At 68.3% G+C, this 24,971-nt stretch carries 20 protein-coding genes; 9 read left to right on the top strand and 11 right to left on the bottom strand.

The genetic code is table 11. The annotated features are described in order from the left end of the window. Positions 1–85: 85 nt before the first annotated feature. Together D9601_RS00960 and D9601_RS00965 are read left to right on the top strand one after the other, a co-directional pair. The gene (locus D9601_RS00960) at positions 86–2,356 is read left to right on the top strand and encodes a glycosyltransferase family 4 protein (protein WP_198352074.1); all 2,271 of its coding nucleotides are present in this window, start codon (positions 86–88) and stop codon (positions 2,354–2,356) included. Positions 2,357–2,402: 46 nt separating this feature from the next. Beyond that, positions 2,403–3,686, top strand: a complete 1,284-nt coding sequence (locus D9601_RS00965; protein ID WP_198352075.1) for a glycoside hydrolase family 130 protein — start codon at positions 2,403–2,405, stop codon at positions 3,684–3,686. Between the two features lie 48 nt (positions 3,687–3,734). Here D9601_RS00965 and D9601_RS00970 read toward each other — a convergent pair whose 3' ends face one another. After that, complete coding sequence (locus D9601_RS00970; RefSeq protein ID WP_198352076.1) at positions 3,735–3,920, bottom strand: hypothetical protein; 186 nt, start codon at positions 3,918–3,920, stop codon at positions 3,735–3,737. A 142-nt stretch (positions 3,921–4,062) separates the two neighbouring features. Continuing rightward, complete coding sequence (locus D9601_RS00975; protein WP_198352077.1) at positions 4,063–6,030, bottom strand: OPT family oligopeptide transporter; 1,968 nt, start codon at positions 6,028–6,030, stop codon at positions 4,063–4,065. Between the two features lie 438 nt (positions 6,031–6,468). On the opposite strand from D9601_RS00975, the gene D9601_RS00980 reads away from it, so the two are divergent. Together D9601_RS00980 and D9601_RS00985 are read left to right on the top strand one after the other, a co-directional pair. After that, positions 6,469–7,764, top strand: a complete 1,296-nt coding sequence (locus D9601_RS00980) for a homoserine dehydrogenase (RefSeq protein ID WP_198352078.1) — start codon at positions 6,469–6,471, stop codon at positions 7,762–7,764. A 2-nt stretch (positions 7,765–7,766) separates the two neighbouring features. Next, positions 7,767–8,267 carry a methylated-DNA--[protein]-cysteine S-methyltransferase gene (locus tag D9601_RS00985; RefSeq protein WP_198353319.1) on the top strand — a complete coding sequence of 167 codons (501 nt, stop codon included), beginning with the start codon at positions 7,767–7,769 and terminating at the stop codon, positions 8,265–8,267. Between the two features lie 19 nt (positions 8,268–8,286). On the opposite strand, the gene D9601_RS00990 is transcribed toward D9601_RS00985, so the two are convergent. Then, complete coding sequence (locus D9601_RS00990; RefSeq protein ID WP_198352079.1) at positions 8,287–9,615, bottom strand: sigma-54-dependent transcriptional regulator; 1,329 nt, start codon at positions 9,613–9,615, stop codon at positions 8,287–8,289. Beyond that, entirely contained in the window at positions 9,612–11,360 is a 1,749-nt protein-coding gene (locus D9601_RS00995) for a sensor histidine kinase (RefSeq protein WP_232473764.1), read from the bottom strand. The genes D9601_RS00990 and D9601_RS00995 overlap by 4 nt, the downstream gene beginning before the upstream one ends. Positions 11,361–11,562: 202 nt before the next feature. Here D9601_RS00995 and D9601_RS01000 point away from each other — a divergent pair, with 202 nt between their 5' ends. Together D9601_RS01000 and D9601_RS01005 are read left to right on the top strand one after the other, a co-directional pair. Further along, positions 11,563–12,900, top strand: a complete 1,338-nt coding sequence (locus D9601_RS01000; RefSeq protein ID WP_198352080.1) for a dicarboxylate/amino acid:cation symporter — start codon at positions 11,563–11,565, stop codon at positions 12,898–12,900. Positions 12,901–13,002: 102 nt separating this feature from the next. Continuing rightward, complete coding sequence (locus D9601_RS01005; protein ID WP_198352081.1) at positions 13,003–14,493, top strand: alginate export family protein; 1,491 nt, start codon at positions 13,003–13,005, stop codon at positions 14,491–14,493. 7 nt (positions 14,494–14,500) lie between these two features. On the opposite strand, the gene D9601_RS01010 is transcribed toward D9601_RS01005, so the two are convergent. Next, positions 14,501–17,635 carry a type II toxin-antitoxin system ParD family antitoxin gene (locus D9601_RS01010; protein WP_198352082.1) on the bottom strand — a complete coding sequence of 1,045 codons (3,135 nt, stop codon included), beginning with the start codon at positions 17,633–17,635 and terminating at the stop codon, positions 14,501–14,503. A gap of 103 nt (positions 17,636–17,738) precedes the next feature. On the opposite strand from D9601_RS01010, the gene D9601_RS01015 reads away from it, so the two are divergent. Together D9601_RS01015 and D9601_RS01020 are read left to right on the top strand one after the other, a co-directional pair. Next, on the top strand, positions 17,739–18,809 hold the full coding sequence (locus D9601_RS01015; RefSeq protein ID WP_198352083.1) for an enoyl-CoA hydratase/isomerase family protein: 1,071 nt from the start codon (positions 17,739–17,741) through the stop codon (positions 18,807–18,809). Positions 18,810–18,819: 10 nt separating this feature from the next. Then, the gene (locus tag D9601_RS01020; RefSeq protein WP_198352084.1) at positions 18,820–19,596 is read left to right on the top strand and encodes an enoyl-CoA hydratase; all 777 of its coding nucleotides are present in this window, start codon (positions 18,820–18,822) and stop codon (positions 19,594–19,596) included. A 65-nt stretch (positions 19,597–19,661) separates the two neighbouring features. Here the strand turns inward: D9601_RS01020 and D9601_RS01025 are convergent, their stop codons facing one another. From D9601_RS01025 to D9601_RS01040, 4 genes are all read right to left on the bottom strand, one after another. Next, positions 19,662–20,081 (bottom strand): hypothetical protein, encoded by a 420-nt coding sequence (locus D9601_RS01025; RefSeq protein WP_198352085.1) that lies wholly within the window; start codon positions 20,079–20,081, stop codon positions 19,662–19,664. A 126-nt stretch (positions 20,082–20,207) separates the two neighbouring features. After that, positions 20,208–20,858: a dTMP kinase gene (tmk, locus tag D9601_RS01030; protein WP_198352086.1), complete on the bottom strand. Its 651-nt coding sequence runs from the start codon at positions 20,856–20,858 to the stop codon at positions 20,208–20,210. Between the two features lie 4 nt (positions 20,859–20,862). Next, positions 20,863–21,228, bottom strand: a complete 366-nt coding sequence (locus tag D9601_RS01035) for a DUF2147 domain-containing protein (RefSeq protein WP_232473765.1) — start codon at positions 21,226–21,228, stop codon at positions 20,863–20,865. A gap of 60 nt (positions 21,229–21,288) precedes the next feature. Further along, complete coding sequence (locus D9601_RS01040; protein WP_198352088.1) at positions 21,289–21,567, bottom strand: chorismate mutase; 279 nt, start codon at positions 21,565–21,567, stop codon at positions 21,289–21,291. A 98-nt stretch (positions 21,568–21,665) separates the two neighbouring features. Here D9601_RS01040 and D9601_RS01045 point away from each other — a divergent pair, with 98 nt between their 5' ends. Further along, positions 21,666–22,676, top strand: a complete 1,011-nt coding sequence (locus D9601_RS01045; RefSeq protein ID WP_198352089.1) for a polyprenyl synthetase family protein — start codon at positions 21,666–21,668, stop codon at positions 22,674–22,676. 208 nt (positions 22,677–22,884) lie between these two features. Here D9601_RS01045 and D9601_RS01050 read toward each other — a convergent pair whose 3' ends face one another. Together D9601_RS01050 and D9601_RS01055 are read right to left on the bottom strand one after the other, a co-directional pair. Then, positions 22,885–23,931, bottom strand: a complete 1,047-nt coding sequence (locus D9601_RS01050; RefSeq protein WP_232473766.1) for a glycoside hydrolase family 43 protein — start codon at positions 23,929–23,931, stop codon at positions 22,885–22,887. A gap of 22 nt (positions 23,932–23,953) precedes the next feature. Next, the gene (locus tag D9601_RS01055; RefSeq protein WP_443024687.1) at positions 23,954–24,943 is read right to left on the bottom strand and encodes a cation diffusion facilitator family transporter; all 990 of its coding nucleotides are present in this window, start codon (positions 24,941–24,943) and stop codon (positions 23,954–23,956) included. Positions 24,944–24,971: the final 28 nt, after the last annotated feature.

Raw genomic sequence — 24,971 nt, forward strand, 5'->3', positions numbered from 1 at the left:
GCAACCTTTTTGGCCTCTCACGTGTTCATCCAATCGCAAGGTTGTGGCTAACGCGTAGCGGCCTTGCTTCAGCGAAGGGTAGGGCATGGCGACGACGGCGGCGATCGGCAGTATCAAACATCTGGCGATGATCGGAAACTTCCTGCCGCGTCAGTGTGGGTTGGCGACGTTTACCACCGATGTCTGGCAGGCGATGCGGGACCGCTTTCCGGATGTGAAGGTCGATGTCTATGCGATGGACGATCACCCCGGTCGTTATGCCTATCCGCCGGCGGTGACCGGGACGATCCCGCAGCATGAGCTGGCCGCTTATCTGGATGCGGCCCGGAAGATCGAGGCCAGCGGCGCTCAGGCGATCTGGGTCCAGCACGAATACGGCATCTACGGTGGTCCGGCGGGCGAGCATCTGCTCGCGCTGCTCGATCGCACGACCCTGCCGGTGATCGCGACCCTGCACACCGTCCTCGAGAAGCCCAACGCCGACGAACGCCGCGTGATGGAAGGCCTGTTACGCCGCTGTGCCAAGGTCATCGTGATGGCCGAGCGCGGCAATGAGATCCTCCGCCGTGTCTATGGCGCCAATCCGCGCCAGATCGCGATGATCCCGCACGGCGTGCCGGATCGCGAATATGTGGATCCGGCGATGTTGAAGCCGCGCTTCGGCTGGGAAGGGCGCGAGGTTGTGCTGACCTTCGGCCTGCTCGCCCCGAACAAGGGGATCGAGACGATCATCGAGGCGCTGCCGGCGGTCGTCTCCAAGCATCCCGATCTGCTGTACGTCGTGCTCGGCGCGACGCATCCCAATCTGGTTGCGCATGAGGGCGAGGCCTATCGCGACCGGCTGAAGGCCCTCGCCGCTGAGCTGGGCGTCAGCGACAATGTCGCGTTCATCGATGGCTTCGTCGAGCATGACGAACTGATCGACTATCTGCAGGCGGCTGACATCTATGCGACGCCCTATTTGAACCCCGCTCAGATCACGAGCGGCACGCTGTCCTATGCGGTCGGCGTCGGCAAGGCGGTGATCTCCACCCCCTATGTGCACGCCACCGAGATCCTGGCCGATGGTCATGGCGTGCTGGTCGACTTCCGTGACGTCGCCGCCTTTGGTCGCGAAATCGAACGGCTGCTCGCCAACGGCCGCGACCGCACCCGGCTGGCGCAGCGCGCCTATGCACGTGGCCGGACGATGATCTGGCCGCGTCTCGCCGAAGCGAGTCTTGCTCAGACGGAAGCGGCGGTGGCCGCCCACCCTAGGCGGCTAGCGCAGCAGCAGCCGAAGGTCAGGCCGCTCGTCCCCAATTTCGCCGCGGTGGAGCGGATGAGCGATGCCACCGGCATGCTGCAGCACTCGATCTATTCGGTGCCTGATCGCCGCCATGGCTATTGCATCGACGACAATGCCCGGGCGTTGATGCTGATGAGCGCGATTGAGGACATGGATCCGGTGATGCGCGACAAATGGACGACGATCTATGCATCGTTCATCCAATATGCGTGGAATCCGGAGGCGCGGCGCTTCCGCAACTTCATGAACTTCGACCGGACTTGGTGCGAGGACGTCGGCTCCGAGGATTCGAACGGTCGTACCGTTTGGGCATTGGGTGTCACTGCACGCGACGCCCACGATCCCAAGCATCGCGACTGGGCCAAGGCGATGTTCGACGCCACCGCCAGCCTGGCGCTCGACCTCGGGTCGCTGCGCGCGCAATCGTTCGCGATGCTCGGTGCGGCGGCGATGCTGGAGGCGTCACCGGGTCACGAGCTGGCGCGCACCATTCTGGAGCGCTTCCCCGACGACCAGCTCGCCTTGCTGGAGGAAACGCGTCGTCCGGAATGGGAATGGTTCGAAATCGTCCTCGCCTATGACAACGCACGCCTTCCTCAAGGGCTGATCTGCGCCGGGCAGGCGTTGGGCCGCCCGGAGCTTGTCGCACGCGGGATCGAGACGCTGGAATGGATCGTCGCCAAACAGACGTCGCCGGAAGGGCGCTTCCGCGCCGTCGGCACCGAAAGCTTCCATCGTCCCTATGCCGAACCGCTCCAGTTCGACCAGCAGCCGCTGGAGGCGCAGGCGACGGTCGATGCGTGTGTGACGGCCTATGAGGCAACCGGTGATACGCGCTGGATTGCCGAGGCGGAGCGCGCCTACGCCTGGTATCTCGGCCAGAACGACCTCGACCTGCCGCTGGCGACCACTGCGGACGGTGGCTGTTTCGACGGGCTGATGCCGACCGGGCTCAATCGCAATCAGGGCGCTGAGTCGATTTTGGCCCTGCAACTGGCCAATTGCGCGATTTCTACCCTTTCAAAGAAGGCCCAAGGCGTGGCAGGGACCGGGCGCGTCGTCGCGTGAGCTTCGCGTGACGGCAGCGTAAACGACCGACGAGGCTGCTACCCGCATGGATTTGTTCAACCACGACCTGCGGCTGCATGCCGACCCGTCGCGCGTTGTCGTGCGACCCTTCCATATCGCCTGGGGCGGGAAGGGTGGTGCGCCCAACCGGACCGAGCGACTGGTCGGTGAGGTGTTGAAGATGTCGCCGCAGCAGGCGCGCGACGAGCTGGAAGAAGTCCTCAAGGACTTTGAGGCGCGGCACTGGCAGACCCGGCGTGTCTTCATGACCCGCTACGACGAGATTGCCGAACTGCTCGGCCTCGACGGCAGCGAGATCGGTGACGAGAAGCGCCAGCTGATCGGCGCCTATTTCTGCCACGAATATAGCTATGCCGCCGCGGCGCTGATGAACCCCAGCGCGGTGCCGCATTTCGACCAGTCGGGCATGCCGGCGGGATCGATGCGCATCCTGATGTCGCTGCGCTCGGTCGGTGAGGGGCATATCAGCTCGGTCGCCTTCCGCGAGGGGATCATCACCGACGAGAACCAGCTGAAGCTGGCGCCCGAACCACCCTTCGCGACGGCGGCGGATTTGGCGGGTGCGGTCGAGGACGAAATGCCGGAAGGCCCGGTCACCGTCTATCGCCACCGCGATTCGACGCTGTCGGGCACGGTGATCTTCCCGATCACCAGCGCCCAGTCGAAGGGGTTGGAGGATCTGCGCATCGTCCACTTCCGGCATGACGACGGCGACTATGAGTGGATCGGCACCTACACCGCCTACAATGGCTCGGTGATCCAATCGGAACTGATGCGCACGCGCGACTTCCGCGCGTTCGACCTGGTGCCGATGAGCGGCCCGGCGGCGCGTAACAAGGGCATGGCCCTGTTCCCGCGCAAGGTCGGCGGTCAGTATATGATGATCGGCCGCCAGGACGGCGAGAATCTGTTCCTGCTCAAATCCGATACGCTGGAACATTGGGACGAGGGCGAGAAGATCCTCACCCCCGTCTATCCGTGGGAGCTGGTGCAGATCGGCAATTGCGGACCGCCCATCGAACTGGACGAGGGATGGCTGCTGCTGACCCACGGCGTCGGTGCGATGCGCAAATATTCGATCGGTGCGGTGCTGCTCGACAAGGACGATCCGTCGAAGGTGATCGGCCGGACGGTAGAGCCAATCCTCGCCGCGAAGGATCAGGACCGTGAGGGCTATGTGCCCAACGTCGTCTATTCCTGCGGCGCGATCCGCCACGGCGACACGATCTTCCTGCCCTATGGCATCGCCGACAGCTCGGTCGGCTTTGCCTTCGTCAAGATCAAGGAGATGCTCGCCGCCATGGCGTGAGGCGCCGCCCGCCGTTGGCCACGGTCAAAGAGCGGGCTTCGTCTGGGGCTATTCGGTGTCGCCCTTCGATCGCTTCGGCCGGTCGCCCTTGCGCACGCCCTCGACCTGCGACAGGCGCGTCAGCAGCAGCGGGATGTCGCCGGTAATATAGGTGTCGGTCGGCACATCGACCCCGGCGCGCAGCGTTTCGCCGACCTGCGCGACCCGCTCGCGTTGCTCTTTCGACGCACTCACGTCCGATCCTCATCCACGCATACAGCAAACCCGATGATCGCCTGCCGGGGGGGGGGGGAGGCTGCGATCACCGGGTTCGCAGGGGATAACCGCCGTCCGGGCCGGGCGTTCCCGGCCCGATCAACGGCTGGTCGCAAAAAACCTATTGGGCGGCCATGCGCCGGGTATAGCGGTACAGCGCCGCGATCAGCGCCAGAAATGCGATCGTCCCGCCGATCAGCGCGGGAGTCGCGAAGCCCGCGCCGACGATGGCGAGCGGCGCATCGGAATTGGTCAGGTAGACGATCACCGCGAAGGCGACGCCCCACAGGCTTTCGCCGACGATCATGCCGGTCGCGGTCAGCACGCCCATCCGCTTCGCCCCCTCGACGTCCGGCCGGCCTTCCGCCCAGCGATCGTAGAAGAAGCCGATGATCGCACCGATCACCACGGGCAGCGTCACTGCCATCGGCAGATAGACGCCGAGGCCGATGCCGAGCGGCGGCAGCCGCAATTTGCCCATCCGGCCGAGCGCCTCGTCGAGGATGATGACACCCACGCCGACAAGGGCGCCGACGCCGATCATCGCCCAATTGAGATCGCCGCCCAGCACGCCCTTGGCCAATGCGGAGATCAGCGCCGCCTGTGGCGCAGCCAGCGCATTGGGGCCGGCACCCGGTGCGCCCTGGAAGCCGAGCGTCGTCGCCAGCAGTTCGAGCACCGGCGGCACCACCAGGCTGCCGAAGATGACGCCGAAGATCAGCGCGACCTGCTGCTTCCACGGCGTCGCGCCGACCAGCTGCCCGGTCTTGAGGTCCTGCAGATTGTCGTTGGAGATGGTCGCGACGCCGAACACGATGCCGGTGACGATCAGCGCATAGGCGACCAGCGCCTGCGTCGTCTCCGGCGGCGTGCCGCGGCCGAACAGGCCGACCAGCATCAGCGAGGCGGCCAGCACGGAGAGGATGCCGATCCCCGACACCGGGCTGTTCGATGCGCCGATCAGCCCCGCCATATAGCCGCAGACGGCGGCGATCACGAGGCCGAGCACCAGCACGAAGACCAGTGCTCCCGCGATCAAGGCGACGGCGGACGGAGCGAGCGGCCCGCCGGCGATCACCGACCACAATAGCGCCGCGATCGGTATCAGCACCGCGACGCTGACAATGGCGACGATGCCGATCGGCAGATCGCGCTCGCCGAGTTCGAGCACCGCGCCGCTACGTTTCGCCTGGCTCGCGGCGATCGACGAGCGGATGCCTGCGGCGACCGGGCCGATGATCTTGAGCAGGGTCCAGATCGCCGCGACGCCGATCACGCCGGCACCTAGAAAGCGCACGTCCGTGCGGAACACGCCACCGGCCCAGGCTTCCAGTCCGACACCGGCCGCCGCCGGTGCGAGCGCGGTCAGATAGGGCAGCGCCACCCACCAGCCGATCACCACGCCGACAAGCATCGCCATGCCGACCGAGATGCCGACGAGGTGGCCCGCACCGATCAGAGCGAAGGAAAGACCACCCGAAATGCCGGTCGCGCCCGCGCCGACGCGGAAGAAATGTGCCGCCTCGGCGACCACCAGCTTGGTCTGGGTCAGCACCGCGAAGCCGGCGGACACCACGGCGTTGACGACGATCAGCTTGAGGCCACGGGCGCTTTCCGCCTCGCCGGCGCGGCTGCCCGCCCCGACCATCAGCACCTCCGCCGCGGCGCGCCCTTCCGGATAGGGCAGGTCGGTATCGACGACCAGCGCGCGGCGCAGCGGTACGGAGAACATCACGCCGAGAATGCCGCCGGTCGCCGTGATGCCGGCGGTGAGCAGATAGGGGAAGCCGTTCCACCAGCCGATCATCACCAGACCGGGGAGCACGAAGATGATCGCCGCCAGCGTTCCCGCCGCGGAGGCGACGGTCTGGACGATATTGTTCTCCAGGATCGTCGCGCCGGGAAGGTAGCGCAGGATCGCCATCGAGATCACCGCTGCCGGGATCGAGGTGGCGAAGGTCAGGCCGACCTTGAGGCCAAGATAAACGTTGGCTGCGGTGAACAGCAGGGTGATCAGACCACCGAGCAGGATGCCGCGGACGGTCAGTTCGGCAACGGGGGGCGGTGGCGCAGCGCGAAGGTCGGTCATGGCGCGAGCGTGGCACAAAGCGTCGCGGCCCGACAAGGGCGGTGCCGCTTTTGCCGGGGGCGGCATTCGCGATGATCGCGATGCGACTGTCGTCGATGCGGAGAAGCGAGGGGCTTGGAGTGAGCGACATCGTCGTGTGCCTCACCGTCGTCGGGCGTCTGGATCCCTGCCCGCGCGGGGATGACAGCAGAGGCGGAGGGCGTCGTCTGCAACGGTTGGCGATCTGCGTTTGATCTAATTGCTAACGCCCTTGTCATCCCCGCTCAGGCGGGGATCCAGACGTGTAGCCGTTGTTGGGAGCCAGACCGTCACCGCTTCCGACCATCCCGCCGGCTAGCCATAACAACCCTCGCCGGACGCGATTGGCTTGTGCGTGCAGCCGCGAAACAAGGTTGCGCTGGCTCGACATCCGGCATCACGATCCGCTAGGCGCGCGCCATGACCACCAGCCAACCGTTACGTGTCGCGCTTGCCGGCCTCGGCACCGTCGGCGGCGGCGTGATCCGCCTGCTCGACGCCAATCGCGATCTGATCGCCCGCCGTGCCGGTCGCCCGATCGAGGTCGTCGCCGTCTCGGCTCGCGACCGTGGCAAGGATCGCGGCGTCGACCTGTCGCGCTTCGCCTGGGTCGACGACACGACGGCACTGTCGGGCCATGACGGTGCCGATGTGGTGGTCGAGCTGATCGGCGGCTCCGACGGGCCCGCCCTGACGCTCGCGCGGCGCACCGTGGCGGCGGGCAAGGGCTTCGTCACCGCCAACAAGGCGATGCTCGCCCATCACGGTCTGGAACTCGCGCAGGCGGCGGAAGCGGCGGGCACGCCGCTCAAGTTCGAAGCGGCGGTGGCCGGCGGCATTCCGGTCATCAAGGGGCTGCGCGAGGGCGCGGCGGCCAATGCGATCGACCGCGTCTACGGCATCCTCAACGGCACCTGCAATTTCATCCTGTCGAAGATGGAGGCGGAAGGCCGCGACTTCGCCGAGGTGCTCGCCGAGGCACAGGCGCTCGGCTATGCGGAGGCTGACCCCAGCTTCGACATCGACGGCATCGACGCCGCGCACAAATTGTCGATCCTCGCCAGCATCGCCTTCGGCACGCGCCCCGCCTTCGGCGATGTCGCGGCGAGCGGCATCCGCCATGTCATCGCCGCCGATATCGCCGAGGCGGCGGCACTGGGCTACAAGGTGCGGCTGGTCGGCGTCGCCGAGGCCGGACCCGCCGGCCTGTTCCAGCGCGTGCACCCGCATTTGGTGCCGCTCGACCATCCGCTGGCGCACGTCACCGGCTCGCTCAACGCGGTGGTGGCGGACGGCAATTTCGTCGGCCGGCTGTTCTTTCAAGGCGCCGGCGCCGGCGATGGACCGACGGCAAGCGCGGTGGTCGCCGATCTGATCGACATCGCCCGCGGCGAATATGGGCCGCCCTATGCCATGCCCGCCGCCGCCCTGGTCGCGGCAGGCAAAGCGGACAGCGGTGAACGCCGCGGCCGGGCCTATTTGCGCTTCACGGTCGAGGATCGGGTCGGCGTGCTGGCAGAGATAGCCGCGGCGATGCGCGACGCTGGCGTGTCGATCGAAAGTCTGATCCAACGCGGCCGCACCGCCGACGGCCATGTGCTCGTCGCGATCGTCACGCACGACGGACCGGAACGCTGCGTCGCGCAGGCGTTGGAGAAACTACGCGGATCGCAGAGCCTCGCCGGTGCGCCGCTGTGGATGCACATCCTGCCGTGACCATGCCGCTGGCCCGGCGGCTATTCGCATCGCCGGTCGGGGTGTTGACGCTGGTCGCAGCGGACGAGGGGCTGGTGGCGGTGCTCTGGCCCGATCCTGGGGAGGCGCGGCGCGTGCCGCTGCCACCGGCGGTCGACGAACCCGATCACCCGCTGCTGCGCGCGGCCGCAGCACAATTGGCCGACTATTTCGCCGGGGCGCGGCGTCATTTCGACCTGCTGCTGGCAGCACGCGGTACCGATTTCCAGCGCAGGGTCTGGAACGCGCTGACCGCCATCCCGTTCGGCGAGACGCGCAGCTATGCCGCGATCGCGCAGGATATCGGCAAGCCGGAGGCGGTGCGTGCGGTGGGCGCAGCGAACGGCCGCAATCCGCTGTCGATCCTTGTCCCTTGCCACCGCGTCATCGGAAGCGGCGGAGCATTGACGGGTTTCGCCGGTGGCTTGTCGGTCAAGCAGCAGCTGCTGGCGCATGAGCGCGGTCAGGCCGGCTTCGCCTTCTGACCGGCGGCGCCACTGCTCGTCATCGGAGCGGATTTGAATCGCCCGCCCGCCGCCGCTTCAGCACCGCCAGGTCGATGCCCAGTCGCTGCACCCGATAATAGAAGGTCTTGCGCGGGATGCCGAGGCGCGTGATCGCGGCACCGACCTCGCCGTCGGTCGCCGCCAGCGCCTCGATAGTCGCCGCCCGTTCGAAGGCGTCGACACGCGCTGGCAGCGGCAGCGTCGCCGCCGGGGCTGTTATCCCGTCGCCGAGCGGGTCGAGACCAAGCACCAGCCGGTCCGCGAAATGGGCGAGTTCCCGAACGTTGCCCGGCCAATCGTGGTGGATCAGATGCCCGCGTGTCGCGTCGGTCAACACCGGCAGCGGCGCGCGCAGCCGCGCCGCTGCTTGCGCCGCCAAATGGGCGAACAGCAGCGGCACGTCCTCCCGCCGCTCCCGCAATGGCGGCAGGCGCAGCCGCACCGCGGCGAGCCGATAGAGCAAGGCCGGGTCGATCGCCTCTGGCCCGCGCTGCGCCTCCTCGCGCGCGGTGGCGATAACCCGCAGGTCGATGGCGATAGGGTCGCGACCACGCCCCGGTACACTGCGCGTCGCGATCAGCTGCGCCAGCCGATCCTGCAACCGCCGTGGCGCGCGATCGATGTCGTCGAGCAGCAGCGTGCCGCCATCCGCCGCGACGACACTGCCTTCACCGACGCTGGCGAACAGATCGCCGTCGATCAGGGCATCGGGTAGTGCGGCACAGGCGACGGTCATGCAGCGCCGCCGCCGGCGCTTGCCGCCATTGTGGATCAGCCGCGCCAGCATATCCTTGCCGGTGCCCGTCTCGCCCTCGATCAGGAGATCGATGTCGGCAGCGGCGAGAGCCGGAATCATCGCCCGCAGCCGCCGTATCGCCGGCGATTCGCCGATCAGTCCGCCGTCCGCATCCGCTTCGGCGGCGGCGCGCAGCCGGCGGTTCTCCAGCGCCAGCGTCCGCGTCTGCAGCGCGCGCGTGACACTTGCGATCAGCCTGTCGGGGTCGAACGGCTTGGTCAGGAAGTCCCACGCGCCCGCCTTCAGCGCATCCACCGCCATCGCGACATCGCCATGGCCGGTGATCAGGATCACCGGCAGCGTCGCGTCGCGGTCGCGCAGGGTCGCGAACAGCTCGATCCCCGATATCAACGGCATGCGCACATCAGTGACCAATATGCCGGGATAATCCGCGTCCAGCTGAGCCAGCGCCGGTGGCGCAGCGGCGAAAGCGTCGACGGCGAAACCGGCGAGGCGCAGCGTCTGCGCGATCGAGGCGCGCAGATCCTCGTCGTCCTCGACCAGCGCGACGCGAAGCGGCGCCTCCGTCACTGCGCCCGCCGCAGCGTGATCGCAAAGGCTGCCCCGGCACCATCGGGCGCCAGCAGGCGCAGCGTTCCGCCCAGGTCGGTCATGATATCCTGAGCGATCACCAGACCGAGGCCCAGTCCCGTCGGCCGGCTCGTCGCGAACGGGGTGAAGATGCGGTCGGCGATCTCCCTTGCGATGCCGGGCCCGTTGTCGCGCACGATGAGCTGGACCGTGTCCGTGTCGCTGTCCAGTAGCAGGTCGATACGCGGATCGGCGTGACCCTCCAGCGCCTCGATCGCATTCTGCAGCAGATTGACCAGCACCTGTTCCAGCCGCACGCGTCCGGCGATCACGCTCAAATCGGCGGGGATCGCCGGCACGGTGAGGGTGATCGGCTGCAACCGCTCCTTGAGGATCAAACGGGCACCGTCGACGATCACGGCCAGCGGCACCGGCTGGATCGTGCCGCTGCCCTTGCGGGCAAAGCCGCGCAGTTCCGCGGTCACGGTTCCGATGCGTTCGGTCAGGCGCGCGATGGCCCGGAGATTGCCACGGACCTCTTCGATCTCGCCCTGGTCCAGCAGCCGTTCGCCATTGGCAGCATAGGTCCGGATCGCCGCGACCGGCTGGGCGGTTTCGTGCGCGACGCTGGCGGTGATCTGACCGAGCGCGGCGAGGCGGTTCGCCTGGCGCAGCCCCTCGCGCAATTCCGCCGCCTGCGCCTCCGCCGCGGCGCGCTCCTCGATCTCCCGGCGCAGCGCCGCAGTGCGCTCGCTCACCGCCGTCTCCAAAGCACCTGTGCGCTCGGCGCGACGTCGCGCCCGTGTTCTCCACGCCCAGCCGAGCGTGAGCAGCGCCAGCATGGTGAGCGCGCCGCCAATCTGGGCAACACGCACGATCGGCCGGACGGTGGCGGCCAGCGGAAGCGCGAACTGGACGCGCCAGCCATTCTGATCGGGCGGGGTCACGGCAAGCGATACCGGGCCGGCGGTGCCGTCGAGCCGGATCGTGCCGTCGGCGGCGCGGCGGATCGGCGAGGGGCCGAGGGCGCGGACGCCGCTGTCGATTTGCGCCGCCGCGGCACGCTCCGCTGACAGCGCCCGCGTCGCGGCGAACCGCCAGGCGGGGCGGCTTGTGACGCGGATGATGCCGTCGCGATCGGTGACGAAGGTCTCGCCGCCGGCGGCGCGCCACGCCTGTTCGATCCGGTCGAATTCCAGCTTCACCACCACGACGCCGCGGTCCCGCGTCCGCCGCGCCAGATACAGGCCGGGACGTCCGCTGACCGTGCCCAGCGCGAATTGCCGCCCGCGCCCGCTCTGCCGCGCGTCGCGATAATAGCGGCGGAAGCGATAATCCTGGCCGACGAAGCTGCTCGCGGTCCCGGCATTGTTCGCGGCGATCGCGCGGCCGTTCGCGCCGATCAGATAGATGGCGGATGCGCCCGTCTCGCGGGCCAAAGCCGAAAGCTTGCCGTCAAGCCGGGCCGCCGCACCCGTCCGGCCAGCGAGCGCGTCGAGCACGTCGACATCATCGGCCAGGGCCACGGGCAGCAGGGCGAACCGCTCCAGCTCGCTGGCGAGCAACGCCTGACGCAGCCGGGCGTCCGCGGCGACACTGATCGCGACGCCGGCGCGCGCACGCCGCCCCGCGACATCGCCCGCCAGCCATGCGGCGAGTGCGGCGAGCAGCGCCGCCGCCAGCGCAGCGGCGATCCGGCGGGGCAGATGGGCCATGCCGGCGAGATTAGGCACCTTCTGTGCCATGGGCAAGTTTCGGCACATCGGGGCATTCAACTGGCGAAGATTGGCACCTGCGACGCTCGCATAAATTTTTAAGCCACTGTTTTGTCGTTAAAAAATGAAAAAGTAAAAATGCTTTCCGCCTCTGCTGCACGGTGGCACGCTGCCACCTTGCTCGCAGGACCGCGTCAGCCGGTCTGCGTCGGAGAGAGGAAGAGACCCGCCGATGACCATCGATCATCTCGCCAGCCCACCGCTGCCCCCCGCCGCCAAGCCGTGGTACACCCACCTCTACGTTCAGGTGCTCGCCGCCATCGTCGCGGGCGTGCTGCTCGGCCATTTTGCGCCGGCCACCGGCGAGGCGCTCAAGCCGGTCGGCGATGCGTTCATCAAGCTGGTCAAGATGGTGATCGCACCCGTCATCTTCCTGACCATCGTCACCGGTATCGCCGGCATGCGCGACCTCGCCTCGGTCGGCCGGGTCGCGGGCAAGGCGTTTCTCTATTTCCTGTTCTTCTCGACGCTGGCGCTGATCGTCGGGCTGATCGTCGCCAACGTCGTGCGGCCGGGGGCGGGGCTCAACATCGATCCCGCCTCGCTCGATACGTCGAAGGTCGCCGAATTCGCCGAAAAGGCGCATGAGACGACGATCACCGGCTTCCTGACCGGCATCATCCCCGACACCTTCCTGTCCGCGCTCACCGCGGGCAACATCCTGCAGACCTTGTTCGTCGCGATCCTGTTCGGCGTCAGCCTCGCCCTGATCGGCGAGCGGGGGCAGGCGGTGCTCGGCCTGCTCGAACAGGCGTCGGTCGCCTTCTTCAAGCTTGTCTCGATCGTCATGAAGGCGGCGCCGATCGGCGCGTTCGGCGCCATGGCCTTCACCATCGGCAAATATGGCGTCGGCACGCTCGCCAATCTCGCCGCACTGGTCGGGACCTTCTACCTGACCTCGCTGCTGTTCGTGCTGGTCGTGCTCGGCGTGGTCGCGAAGCTTGCCGGCTTCTCGATCCTGCGTCTGATCGCCTACCTCAAGGCCGAATTGCTGCTTGTTCTCGGCACCTCGTCGTCGGAAAGCGCGCTGCCCTCGCTGATCGAGAAGATGGAGCGGGCCGGCTGCCCCAAATCGATCGTCGGTCTGGTCGTGCCGACCGGCTACAGCTTCAACCTCGACGGCACCAATATCTACATGACGCTGGCGGCGCTGTTCATCGCCCAAGCGTGCAACGTCGATCTGACGCTGGGGCAGCAACTGCTGCTGCTCGGCGTCGCGATGCTGTCGTCGAAGGGCGCGGCGGGTGTCACCGGCGCGGGCTTCATCACGCTCGCCGCGACGCTGTCGATCGTGCCCAGCGTGCCGGTCGCCGGCATGGCGCTGATCCTCGGGGTCGACCGCTTCATGAGCGAGTGCCGCAGCCTGACCAATTTCATCGGCAATGCAGTGGCGACGATCGTCGTCTCGCGTTGGGAAGGCGCGCTCGACCGCGATGCGCTCGATGCGGCGCTGCGTGGCGAAGCGCTGCGCGTCGATCAACTGCCCGTGCACGCCATTCCTGCCGAGTAACGCTTCCCGGTACTGCCCTCACCCTTCCGGCGCGTCGCGCCTCCCTCCCTCTCTCGATGTGAGAGGAAAGGGTGAGGACGGGAATTGCCAAGGATCTCTCCCATGTTATCGACCACCCGCGCCCTGCTGGGCGCCACCGCCACGCTCGCGCTCGCGACGGGGGCCCAAGCTCAATCCGCGGCGCCCAGCGAAACAGGCCAGACGCGCAACCCCGCCGCGCCGATCGCGCAGTCTTATCCGGCGGCCGCGGCGGGCGACGGTGCCGCGACCAACGGCTTCAATTTGTCGCGCTGGGCCGAGAACTGGAGCAGCTACCGCGACCCCAAGAAGCGTGACGATCCGCTCGACCGACTCAAGTTCCTGCCGCTGGACCAGGACGGCGATATCTACCTGACGCTGTCCGGCGAGTTCCGCCTGCGCGTCAACCATACCACCAACCCCAATTTGCGCGACGGCCGCGCGCAGCGGCAGGACATCAACCGTATCGTAGCGGGCGCCGATCTGCATGTCGGCCCGCATCTGCGCGGCTTCGTCGAGGTCGCGCACGGCGGCATTTCGGGCGTGGAGCTGGGCGCGCCCGCCGCGACGCTGCGTAACGACCTCGTGGTGCAGCAGGCGTTCGTCGAGGGGGACGTGGATGTCGCCGGCGTCGCGCTCGGCGCGCGCTATGGCCGGCAGGAATTCACCGACGGGCCCAATCTGCTCGTCTCGCAGCGCGACAACAATACGATCCGCTACACGCTCAACGGTCTGAGGCTCTGGGCCCGGGGCAAGACGGTGCGCGCCGACCTGTTCGATCTAAAGCCCACGGCCTATGGCGATCTCGGGACGGAGGACGATGTGTCCGACCCGGCGCGGCGCTTCTCCGGCGTGACTTTGGGGTTCGTCCTGCCACAGCGCTGGTTCGGCGGGTCGAAGCTCTACGTCGACCCCTTCTTCTGGCGGCGGCGGAACACGGTGGGCGCCTGGGGCGGGCGGATCGGCCCAGCGACGCGTTATTATCTCGGCACGCGTGTGTGGGGTGATGCCGGGCCGCTGACGATCGATTGGACGGTCAACCACCAATACGGCACCTATATCAACCAGCGCATCGATGCCTGGCAGGTCTTCGCCGCTCAGACCTATCGGCTCGGCAAGACCGCGCGCGCGCCGCGGATCGGCGTCCATGCCGATTATGCCAGCGGCGGCGGTGGTTATGGCGACGGCAAATTGCGCGACGCCTATGCGCCGTTCGGCAACAACATCTATTATAGCTATGGCCTGTTCCTGACGCCGTCGAACCTCGTCGCGCTGGCGCCCAATGTCACCGTGGCGCCGGTCAAGCCGCTGCGCGTCACGGCCGAATATCAGTTGACCTGGCGCGACAGCGTCTATGACGCGGTGTACCGCGCTAACGGCCAGCCGTTCGCGGGCACGCAGAACGGCCGTGCGCGCAAGATCGGCGACGTCGCCCGGCTCCAGGCGGTGTGGACGATCAGCCCGCGCGTTTCGGTCACCGGCCGCTACGAGCATCTCGCCGCCGGCCCGGCGCTCACCGATGCCGGCTTCAAGAGCAGCGATTTCCTGGCGGGCTGGATCAGCCTGCGGTTCTGACCGACGGCTATTCGGCCTCGCGCTCCAGCTTGGCCGCATCCACCGGCGCCGCGCTCACTGGTCGCCCGATCGCACCGCTGATCGCGGCGTGCAGCGTCTCCAGACCGTAGGGCTTGGCGAGCAGCACCGCCCCCGTGTCCGCCGGTACCGCGGCGACATCCCCGGTGGCGAACACCACGCCGACTCGCGGGCGCAGTTCGCGCGCCGTCCGGGCGAAGGACGGCCCGGAAAGGCCCGGCAGGTTGACGTCGGTGACCAGCACGTCGATCGGCACCGTCTGCAGCGCGGTCATCGCCTCTTCGGCGCTCGCCGCGTCGACGACGACATAGCCGCCCTGTTGCAGCAGCTCGGCGGTGGTCGCGCGGATCACCTCGTCGTCCTCGACCAGCAGCACGGTGACCTGGCCGTTCGCGCCTGGCGCCGGACGCAGCGGGGCAGGGGCGCTGGTCAGCGCCCGCGCCTCCAGCCCCTCGCGCCGCTGGCGTTGGTTGGCGAGCACATGGCGGAACTTCCGCGCCAGCGCCTCGCGCGTATAGGGCTTGGACAACAGCTCGACGCCGGCATCGAGCCGGCCGCCGTGGACGATCGAATTCTCGGTATAGCCGCTGGTGAACAGCACCGCGAGCTCGGGCAGCCGTTCCTTCGCCTTGCGCGCCAGTTCCGGGCTCTTCAGCCGGCCGGGCATCACCACGTCGGTGAACAGCAGGTCGATCGGGATGCCGCTCTCGATGACGCTCAGCGCGCTCTGCGCGTCGACCGCCTTGAGCACGCGATAGCCGAGGTCGCCCAGCATCTCGACCACCGTCGCGCGCACCTCGTCATCGTCCTCGACGACCAGCACCGTCTCGGTACCGCCGACGATCGGGCCGGTCGCGGTCACGACCTCGACGTCCTCCGCCTCGACCGAGCGCGGCAGATACAGTTTGATCGTCGTGCCTTCGCCGACCTCCGAATAGATCTTCACATGGCCGCCCGACTGTTTGACGAAGCCATAGACCATCGACAGGCCGAGACCCGACCCCTTGCCCTCGCTCTTGGTCGAGAAGAACGGCTCGAACACCTTCTCGATAATCTCCGGCGCCATGCCGCTGCCGGTGTCGCTGACCGCCAGCATGACGTACTGCCCCGGTTCGACCTCGTCATGCGTGCGCGCATAGGCATCGTCGAGATGCGCATTGGCGAGTTCGATCGTCAGCTTGCCCTGGCCGTTCATCGCGTCGCGCGCGTTGATCGCCAGATTGAGCAAGGCATTCTCGATCTGCACCGGATCGATGAAGCAGTTCCACAGGCCGCCGCCGAACACCGTCTCGATCTCGATCGCCTCGCCGATCGCGCGGCGCAGCAGGTCGTCCATGCCCTGCACGAAGCGGGTGACGTTGACGACCTTGGGTTCCAGCGCTTGCCGCCGGCCAAAGGCGAGCAGTTGCGCGGCGAGCTTCGACCCGCGCGACACGCCCGCCATCGCATTGGCGACGCGGCGCTCGGCGCGCTCGTTGCCGACGATGTCCTTGGCGAGCAGCTGCAGATTGCCTGAGACGACCTGCAGCAGATTGTTGAAATCGTGCGCGACGCCGCCGGTCAGCTTGCCGATCGTCTCCATCTTCTGCGCCTGGGCCAGCGCGGCCTCGGCGGCGCGGCGCTCGCCGATTTCGGCGATCACCCGCGCCTCGAGATTCTCGTTGAGCTGCCGGAGCTGTTCCTCCGCGCGCTCGCGATGGCGGACCTGACGGGCGAGCGCATCGGCCTGGTCGCGCAGCGATTGTTCGGCGGCGCGCTGTTCGGTGATGTCGGTGTGGACGCCGACCCATTCGACGATCCGTTGGCCGTCCTTGATCGGCAGCGCGCGGATCAGGCAGTTGCGCCATGCGCCGTCATGCCGGCGGACGCGGTGTTCGAAGACGAACATCGTCTGCGCCGCGACCGCCGCTTCCCAGGCGACGACGGTCGGCTGCGCATCGTCGGGATGCACCGCCTGCGCCCAGCCGTATCCCCGGTATTGTTCCGCCGTCTGGCCGGTCAGCGCCTGCCAGCCCGGCTGCTCACCCTCCATGCGGCCGTCGGCGGTGTTGGTCCACAGCACGCCGTGCACCGCCTCCATCGCCGCGCGGAAACGATCGTTGCTGGCGCGCACCTCCGCCTCGCGCTGCGCCCGCTCCTCGATGTCGGCGACCAGGATGTGGAAGCCCGCGACGCTGCCGTCCGCCTCCAGCCGCGGCAGATAGCGGATTTCCGCCCGTCGCGGCGTCCCGTCGCGATGCGGCATCGGGCCTTCGCTGACGATCGGCTCGCCGGCGAGCGCCCGCGCGATGAGCGGCTCGCGCTCGGCATACAGGTCCGCACCGATCACGTCGCGAATGTGCTTCCCGATCGTCACCGCGCCCGGCACGCCCAACCAGTGTTCGTAATAGCTGTTGGCGAACCGATAGATCTGATCGCGATCGACGTAGGAGATCAGCACCGGCAGCGCATCGGTGATCGTACGCAATTCGTGCTCACTGGCGGACAGCGCCGCCTCCATGGCGATGCGGGCGGTGTTGTCCAGCACGGTGCACATCACCCCACCGACGCTGCCGTCGGGCAGATAGATGGGCGTGTAGAACAGGTCGAAATACAGCTGTTCGAGCCGGCCTGAGCGGTTCAGCTGCATCGGCTGGTCGCGATAGGAGATGACCTCGCCGGCAAAGCCGCGCTCGAGGATCGCGCTGTTCCAATCCCAGATTTCGGGCCAGATCGTCCGCGCCGTGGCACCCAGCGCGTGCGGGTGATGGGCGCCCGCCACGGCGATATAGCCATCGTTGTACAGCATCAGGCCGTCGCGGCCCCACATCAGCACCTTGGGCACCGGCGAATTGACGATGTTGGAGACGGTCAGCCGCAAGGCCTCCGGCCAACTTTCGATCGGGCCGAGATGCGTCCGGCTCCAGTCGCGCTCGCGGATCAGGTGCGCGCATTCGCCGTCGCCGATCGGCCAGCGGTCGCTCGCCACCGCGCGGGTGACGCTGCTCTCGTTGTCGCGCAGCAGCTTCAGCGCGGTCCGCACCACTTCGCTCGCATTGCCGTAATCGCCCGTCGCCAAAGCGCCATCGATGAACGCATCCAATTCGGACGTCAGGGAGATATTGCGCGATTGACGGTTGGCCATGGATTGGACGTGGACAGGCCAAGTGCCTGTGTCAACAGATGTCACCCGTCAATTTGGCGCATCGGTATGGACCCGGCGGCCGCACAGGCTAGAAGACCGGCCAATGACCAGCGACGTCACCATTGCCATCGAAGGTGCGGTCGGCCGCCTGCGCCTGTCCCGCCCCAAGGCGCTGCACGCGCTCAACCGCGACATGTGCGCCGCGATGCTCGCCGCGCTCGACGATTGGCGCGGCGATGCCGCGGTCGCCGCGGTGATGCTCGACCATCTCCCCGCACCCGATGGCGATCCGAAGCTGTCGCGGGGCTTTTGCGCGGGCGGCGACATCCGTCTGCTCGCCGACAGCGGCGCCGGCGACGGCGAGGCGGCGCGCGCCTTCTTCCATCTCGAATATCGTCTCAACCACGCCCTCTTCACCTTCGCCAAGCCCAGCGTCGTGTTCATGGACGGCATCACCATGGGCGGCGGCGTCGGCATCGCCCTGCCGTGCCGATACCGCGTCGCGACCGAGAACACGCGACTCGCGATGCCGGAATCGGGCATCGGCCTGTTTCCCGATGTCGGCGGTGGCTGGTATCTGTCGCGACTGCCGGGGCGGGTGGGCGCCTTTTTGGCGGTCACCGGTCACCGGCTGGATGGGGCGGACTGCGCCGCGCTCGGGCTCGCGACGCATTATCTGCCGGCGGCACGGCTCGACGAGGCCAAGGCGGCGATCCTGGCCGATCCGCACGCCATGGTGGCGGCGCTGGACGGGCTGGCGGAGACGCCGGGGGAGGGCACGATCGCCGCCCATCGTGCCGACATCGACCGCCTGTTCGCCGCCGACGACCTGGAGACGATCATCGCCGCGCTGGAGGCGGACGACGGCGAATTCGCGCGCGCGCAGCTGGCGGTGATCCGCACCAAGTCGCCGCTGGCGATGAAGGTCGGCCTGCGGCTGTTGTACGACGGCGCCGCGATGCAGAGCTTCGCCGACGAGATGCGGCAGGAATATGCCGTCGCCGGCCGCATGGTCCAGCGTCACGACTTCCTGGAGGGCGTGCGCGCGGTGATTGTCGACAAGGACAATGCGCCGCGCTGGGACCCGGCGACGCCGGAAGGCGTCACCGACCACGTCATCGACCAGATCTTCGCGCCCTTGCCCGCAGCAGAGGCCTGGACCCCCCACGACTGAGGACACGCACATGGCCGAATATGACACCATCCTCGTCGAACAGCGCGACAATGCCACGCTGATCACGCTCAACCGCCCGCAGGCGCTCAACGCGCTCAACGCGCAGGTGCTCGCCGATCTCATCGCCGCGCTCGCCGCCTTCGACGCCGACGACAGCCAGGGTTGCGCGGTGATCACCGGCAGCGCCAAGGCGTTCGCGGCGGGGGCCGACATCAAGGAAATGCAGGCGATGTCCTTCGCGGACATGTACGCCACCAACCATTTCGCCGGCTATGAGACGCTGACCCGCACGCGCAAGCCGATCATCGCGGCGGTCGCCGGCTATGCGCTGGGCGGCGGTTGCGAACTGGCGATGATGTGCGACTTCATCCTCGCCGCCGACACGGCCAAGTTCGGCCAGCCCGAGATCAAGCTGGGCGTTACCCCCGGCATGGGCGGCTCGCAGCGGCTGACCCATGCGGTCGGGAAGGCCAAGGCGATGGAGATGTGCCTCACCGGCCGGATGATGGATGCCGCCGAGGCGGAGCGCGCCGGTTTGGTCAGCCGCATCGTTCCCGCCGACGATCTGGTCGAGGAAGCGGTGAAGACGGCGCAGACGATCGCCGGCATGGCGCCGCTCGCGGTCAAGGCCAACAAGGAGATGGTCGACGCCGCGTTCGAAACGACGCTGGCGCAGGGCGTCCAGTTCGAACGCCGTCTGTTCAACGGCCTGTTCGGCACCGCCGACCAGAAGGAAGGCATGGCCGCCTTCGTCGAGAAGCGGCCGGGGAAGTGGACGGGGCGGTAGCGCGACTGCCGACCCGAACGGCCTAGCTCGATCGTCCTGTCGCCAGCAATCGATGCCGATACCGTCTAGTGCGACGCATCCCGCGTCTGGCGCAGGGCCGCTCGCTTCCACTCGGGCAGGACCCGCTGCTTGGCAGCAAGATGGTCGCGAACCTGCTGGATCAGCGTCGTCGCGGAACGGACATAGCCGCTCCAGTCGGCATCAATGGCAGCCGGCGTCCAGCGCCCAACATGTTCCGAATAGCGCGCGCGCAGATCGGCGGCCTCACCCCCGAGCCGCACGAAGTCGCGCGGCCGGTCCGCGGTCGGAAGCCGGCGGATCGGGGCGTTCAGCTCGCGTTCCTCGGATGCGAGGTTGGTTTGCAGCAAGCCCGCCAGCCTCAACCTGACCTGAGCGACGGCAAGATCGCCGGGACCCGCTGCAAGGGCGGCCTGCAGGCTGCCGCAGCATTGCATGATGGCGTCATGCTGCTGTTCGATGGTCATGGCGACCGCATCGTTGGATGACATGGCTCCCCCCCTAGAACGGCGGTGGGGCGGTTGCACCAATCCATGTGATGTCGGACAAATTGCGTACGCTGCCGGTCATTCGATCCGGCGGTGCTTTGGCCGCTAAGTCGGGTCGACCGGCAGGAACGGCGTGACCGCCGCGATCGCGGCCTCCTGCACCGCCGCGGGCGTGCCGCCGGCGTCGATCACCGCATGCCGTAACGGAGCCGCCGCCGCCTGCGCCAGGAACGAGGCCCTGATCCTCTGGTGGAAGGCCAGGTCGAGCGCCTCGAACCGGCCCTCGTCGATCTGGTCCGCCGCCAGCCGCCGCTTCGATCGCGCCAACCCGATTGCCGGATCGAGATCGAGGACCAGTGTCAGATCGGGCCAGAGGTCGTCGACCATCGTCGCATGCAGCCCGCGAATCAGCCTCTCGTCCATGCCGCGGCCCGCGCCCTGATAGGCCAGGGTCGAACCGGCATAGCGATCCGAGACGACGATCGTCCCCGCCGCTACCGCCGGCTGCACCACGCGCGCGACATGCTGGACGCGCGCCGCGGTCATCAGCAGCAGCTCCGCGCGCGGTTCCCACGCCTCGTCCGCCCCGGCGAGCAGCAGGCCGCGCAGCGCCTCGCCCTGCGGCGTGCCGCCGGGCTCGCGCGTGCCCAGCGCCGCATGCCCGCGCGACGCCAGCGCCGCGATCAGCGCGCGCACGACGCCGCTCTTGCCCGAACCGTCGACCCCTTCGACCGCGATGAACCGGCCGCCGGTCACGCGCTCAGCCCCGCCGCCACAGTTGCGATTTGCAGATCAGACCGCCGATCAGACACCCTTTGACGCTCAATGTGTCGGCATCGACCATCGTGATCGTCGACCCGAAGGCGCGACGCATGTCGGGTACCCAGATCTGTCCGGACCAGCGCGCCGATCCGCTGACGCGATAGCCGCGCAGCAGCGCGGTGCCGATCAGCGGCGGTGCGCCCGCCCTTGCCGCATCCGCCTGCGCCTTGTCGCTGGCGCGGACGATCCAGCCGCACAGGCGCACCCCGCACGGCCCGGTCTGTACCGCGACCGTATTCTTGGGATTGTGCCAAACCCCCGTGATGGAACCGGGCGCGCCCGCCGCCGCGACCGCTAAAGCCAAGGAAACCAATATCATAGCAGCGCATATCTGGTTCCTTGCCAGGCGATGCGAAAGGGGGCGTCACCCGCGCAGCTGTTCGTGGTGGCGGATCACCTCGTCGATGATGAAGCGCAGGAACTTCTCGGTGAATTCCGGATCCAGCTCGGCATCCTCGGCCAGCGAGCGCAGCCGCGCGATCTGGCGTTCCTCGCGACCGGGGTCGGCGGCGGGCAGGCCGGTGGTCGCCTTGTGGCGGCCGACCGCCTGCGTGACCTTGAATCGTTCGGCGAGCAGATGGACCAGCGCCGCGTCGATATTGTCGATGCTCTTGCGATAGCCCTGCAAAGTCGCGTCGCTCATCTCAGCCCTTCCGTCGTCCGCCGGTTGCTCCATGATAGCAAGTCGGGCTTCGGGCAAGGCTTGCCTTCGCGCGCGCCAGTCGCCACAGCGCAGCAGAGATGACCGCCACCGTCCAGCGCCTCGATGCCCATGCCCCCTCGCTGGAGCCGATGCTCCGGCTGGTCGCGGGCGACATGGATCACGTCAATGCGGTGATCGTCGACCGGATGCGGTCGGACATTCCGCTGATCCCCGAACTCGCCGGCCATCTGATCGCGGGCGGTGGCAAGCGCATGCGGCCGATGCTTACCCTCGCGAGCGCGCGGCTGCTCGGTTACGAGGGGGTGCGCCACCACGTCCTCGCCGCAGCGGTGGAGTTCATCCACACCGCGACGCTGCTGCACGACGATGTCGTCGACGGCTCCGACCTGCGCCGCGGCAAGCGCACCGCCAACATCATCTGGGGCAATCCCGCCAGCGTGCTGGTCGGCGACTTCCTGTTCAGCCGCAGCTTCGAATTGATGGTCGAGGCCGAGTCGCTGAAGGTGTTGCGGATTTTGTCGAACGCCTCCGCGGTGATCGCGGAAGGCGAGGTCAACCAGCTTACTGCGGCACGGCGTATCGACCTGCCCGAGGAACGCTATCTCGACATCATCGACGCCAAGACCGCCGCGCTGTTCGCCGCCGCCTGCCGCATCGCCGCGGTGGTGGCGGAGCGGCCGGAGGCGGACGAGGCGGCGCTGGACGCCTATGGTCGCAACCTCGGCATCGCCTTCCAGCTGGTCGACGACGCGATCGACTATGTCTCCGACGCGGGCACGATGGGCAAGGATGCCGGCGACGACTTCCGCGAAGGCAAGATGACGCTGCCGGTGATCCTGGCACTGGCCCGCGGCGACGAGACGGATCGCAAGTTCTGGAAGGATGCGGTCGAGGGCCGTCGCGCCTCCGATGCGGACTTCGCCCATGCGATCGACCTAGTCCGCAAGACCCGCGCGGTGGACGACACGCTCGCCCGCGCCCGCCATTATGGCCAGCGCGCGATCGACGCGATCGCCGGCTTCCCGGCGAGCAAGGCGAAGGACGCGATGGTCGAGGCGGTCGCCTTCGCGGTGGCGCGGGCGTACTGACGGACGCGCGAAGCCGCGGCCACATCCCATTCCTCCCCGCACGCGGGGAGGGGGACCAGCCGAAGGCTGGTGGAGGGGGCCTTCCCCAAGCGCGCGCGGCGTGGCGAGCCCCCTCCGTCAGCGCTGGCGCGCTGCCACCTCCCCGCGGGCGGGGAGGAATGTATCCGCGATCTCCGCCGCCGCTGACGCGGCTACGCGCCAAGCCCGCTCACATCACCGGCCTGGTCTCGCCATCCAGTTCGGTCGCCTCGCGCACCAGGGTGATCCGGTCGCCGTCGTCCCGAACTTCGTACAGCTTGCCGCGCGCCTTGTGGAACGGCCGGTGCACGATCAGCATCAGCGTTCCGTCGAACCGGCGGAACAGCATGCCATGCCCGCTGTCGCCGCGCAGCAGCGGCGGCAATTGCTCCCAGGGGCCATCGAGCGTCCCCGATCGCGACCGCGCCAGCCCCTGGACATAGCCCGTGGCGTCATAGCTCGACCACAGCATCAGCAGCGTGCCGGTGCGCGTGCGGAACAGCTCCGGCCCGTCGGTGACCCAGGTCGGGTCGCCCGGCACCTCGCGATTGGCCTTGGCCCATGGCGCCGACGAGGCACGGAACAGCGTGCGTGGCGGCCCCGCGGCGGCCAGCGACGCGTCGAGCGGCAGCGCCTCGATCGTGCCGTCGCCGATCTGCACCCATTCGTGCGCATAGACGAACCACGGCTTGCCCGCCGGATCGACGTAGAGCGTGCCGTCCAGCGTCATCAGTCCGGGATCGGCGACCGGCGCATTGTCGCGCAGCGGGCGGAACGGCCCGCCCAGCCGGTCGGCGACCGCCAGCGTCGTGCCGCGCCGGACCGGCCGGCGCGCGCCGTCGGCGGGCAGCTGCGCGGATTCATTGTGGTAGGTGGAGAAGAGGTACCAGCGCCCGCGCCAGCGATGCACCTCCGGCGCCCAGGCGCCGTCGTTCGCCCAGCCCCCCTCCGGCAGCGCGAACACCACCACCGGCCGCGTCCAGTGGCGCAGGTCGCGGCTGGTATAGGCCATGATGCCCAGCCGCCTGTCGCCGCTGACCGCCGCCTCGTTGCGGGTGAACAGCCAATAGGTGCGCGTTGTCGGATCGGCGACGATCCACGGATCGTGGAGCGGCATGTCGGGCAGGGCGAGCGGCGCCGCCGTCGGCGCGGGTGCGGCACCGCCGTTCGCCTGTCCGGTCACCGGCGCGCTCGCCAGAAGCAGCATCGCCGCCAGTCCCCGCCATCCGGCCATCATCCGTCTCCCGATATGTTCCGCCTCAGCAGCCGACCTCGCAACCGTCGGCCCCAGTCTCGACCTGCAGCGTGGTATGGCCGATGCCGAAACGATGGTGCAGCATGTCTTGTGCCTCCGCCAGGAAGGCGTCGCTCGGCGTACCGCCCGGCATGAACAGATGCGCGGTCAGCACCGGCTCGGTCGTCGACATCGCCCAGATGTGCAGGTCGTGCAGCTTCTCGACTCCGGGCAGCGCGAGCAGCGCCTGCGACACCGCATCGTAATCGATGCCACGCGGCACCGCGGACAGCGACATCTCCACCGTCTCGCGCAGCAGGCCCCAGGTCTGCCAGAAGATGATCGCCGCGATCGCCAGGCTGATCACCGGGTCGATCCAGCCGATCCCCGTCGCCCAGATCACCGCGCCGGCGACGACGACCGCGGCCGACACCGCGGCGTCGCTGGCCATGTGCAGATAGGCGGCGCGCAGGTTGACGTCGTCCTTGCGCCCGCTGGCGAACAGCCAGGCGGTGAAGGCGTTGACCAATATGCCGATCGCGGCGACGCCCGATACGGTCAGGCCGGCGAGCGGCGGCGGATCGCCGATCCGCTGCACCGCCTCCAGCACGATCGCGCCCAGCGCGACGAGCAGCAGCAGCGCGTTGAGCAGCGCCGCCAGGATCGTCGATCCCTTCAGGCCATAGGTGAAGCGCTTGGTTGGCCCGCGCTTGGCCAGGGTCGCGCCGCCCCAGGCGACCGCGAGGCCGAGCACGTCGGACAGATTGTGCCCGGCATCGGCGAGCAGCGCGACCGATCCCGTCCACAGCCCGGCGCCCGCCTCCGCCGCGACATAGGCGATGTTGAGCCCGATACCGATCGCGAAGGCACGGTCGAAGCTGGCCGGCGCATGGCTGTGGCCATGCCCGTGGCTGTGGCTATGCCCGTGCCCGTGCCCGTGCCCGTGCCCGTGCCCGTGACCATGACCGTGCTGGCCGTGGTCGTCATGGTCGTCGTGATGAAAGTGGATGTGCACGCATCGTCCCCATGGCCGCAGCCGGCCG

Source organism: Sphingomonas sp. MA1305 (assembly GCF_016107325.1).
Lineage (GTDB): Bacteria > Pseudomonadota > Alphaproteobacteria > Sphingomonadales > Sphingomonadaceae > Sphingomonas.

Coding starts and splice junctions, on each gene's coding strand:
- D9601_RS01020 (WP_198352084.1), top strand. CDS start 18,820: ATGGCCGAATATGACACCATCCTCGTCGAACAGCGCGACAATGCCACG.
- D9601_RS00975 (WP_198352077.1), bottom strand. CDS start 6,030: ATGACCGACCTTCGCGCTGCGCCACCGCCCCCCGTTGCCGAACTGACC.
- D9601_RS01045 (WP_198352089.1), top strand. CDS start 21,666: ATGACCGCCACCGTCCAGCGCCTCGATGCCCATGCCCCCTCGCTGGAG.
- D9601_RS00985 (WP_198353319.1), top strand. CDS start 7,767: ATGCCGCTGGCCCGGCGGCTATTCGCATCGCCGGTCGGGGTGTTGACG.
- D9601_RS01015 (WP_198352083.1), top strand. CDS start 17,739: ATGACCAGCGACGTCACCATTGCCATCGAAGGTGCGGTCGGCCGCCTG.
- D9601_RS00995 (WP_232473764.1), bottom strand. CDS start 11,360: ATGGCACAGAAGGTGCCTAATCTCGCCGGCATGGCCCATCTGCCCCGC.
- D9601_RS01000 (WP_198352080.1), top strand. CDS start 11,563: ATGACCATCGATCATCTCGCCAGCCCACCGCTGCCCCCCGCCGCCAAG.
- D9601_RS00965 (WP_198352075.1), top strand. CDS start 2,403: ATGGATTTGTTCAACCACGACCTGCGGCTGCATGCCGACCCGTCGCGC.
- D9601_RS01010 (WP_198352082.1), bottom strand. CDS start 17,635: ATGGCCAACCGTCAATCGCGCAATATCTCCCTGACGTCCGAATTGGAT.
- D9601_RS01025 (WP_198352085.1), bottom strand. CDS start 20,081: ATGACCATCGAACAGCAGCATGACGCCATCATGCAATGCTGCGGCAGC.
- D9601_RS01005 (WP_198352081.1), top strand. CDS start 13,003: ATGTTATCGACCACCCGCGCCCTGCTGGGCGCCACCGCCACGCTCGCG.
- D9601_RS01040 (WP_198352088.1), bottom strand. CDS start 21,567: ATGAGCGACGCGACTTTGCAGGGCTATCGCAAGAGCATCGACAATATC.
- D9601_RS00980 (WP_198352078.1), top strand. CDS start 6,469: ATGACCACCAGCCAACCGTTACGTGTCGCGCTTGCCGGCCTCGGCACC.
- D9601_RS00960 (WP_198352074.1), top strand. CDS start 86: ATGGCGACGACGGCGGCGATCGGCAGTATCAAACATCTGGCGATGATC.
- D9601_RS01050 (WP_232473766.1), bottom strand. CDS start 23,931: ATGATGGCCGGATGGCGGGGACTGGCGGCGATGCTGCTTCTGGCGAGC.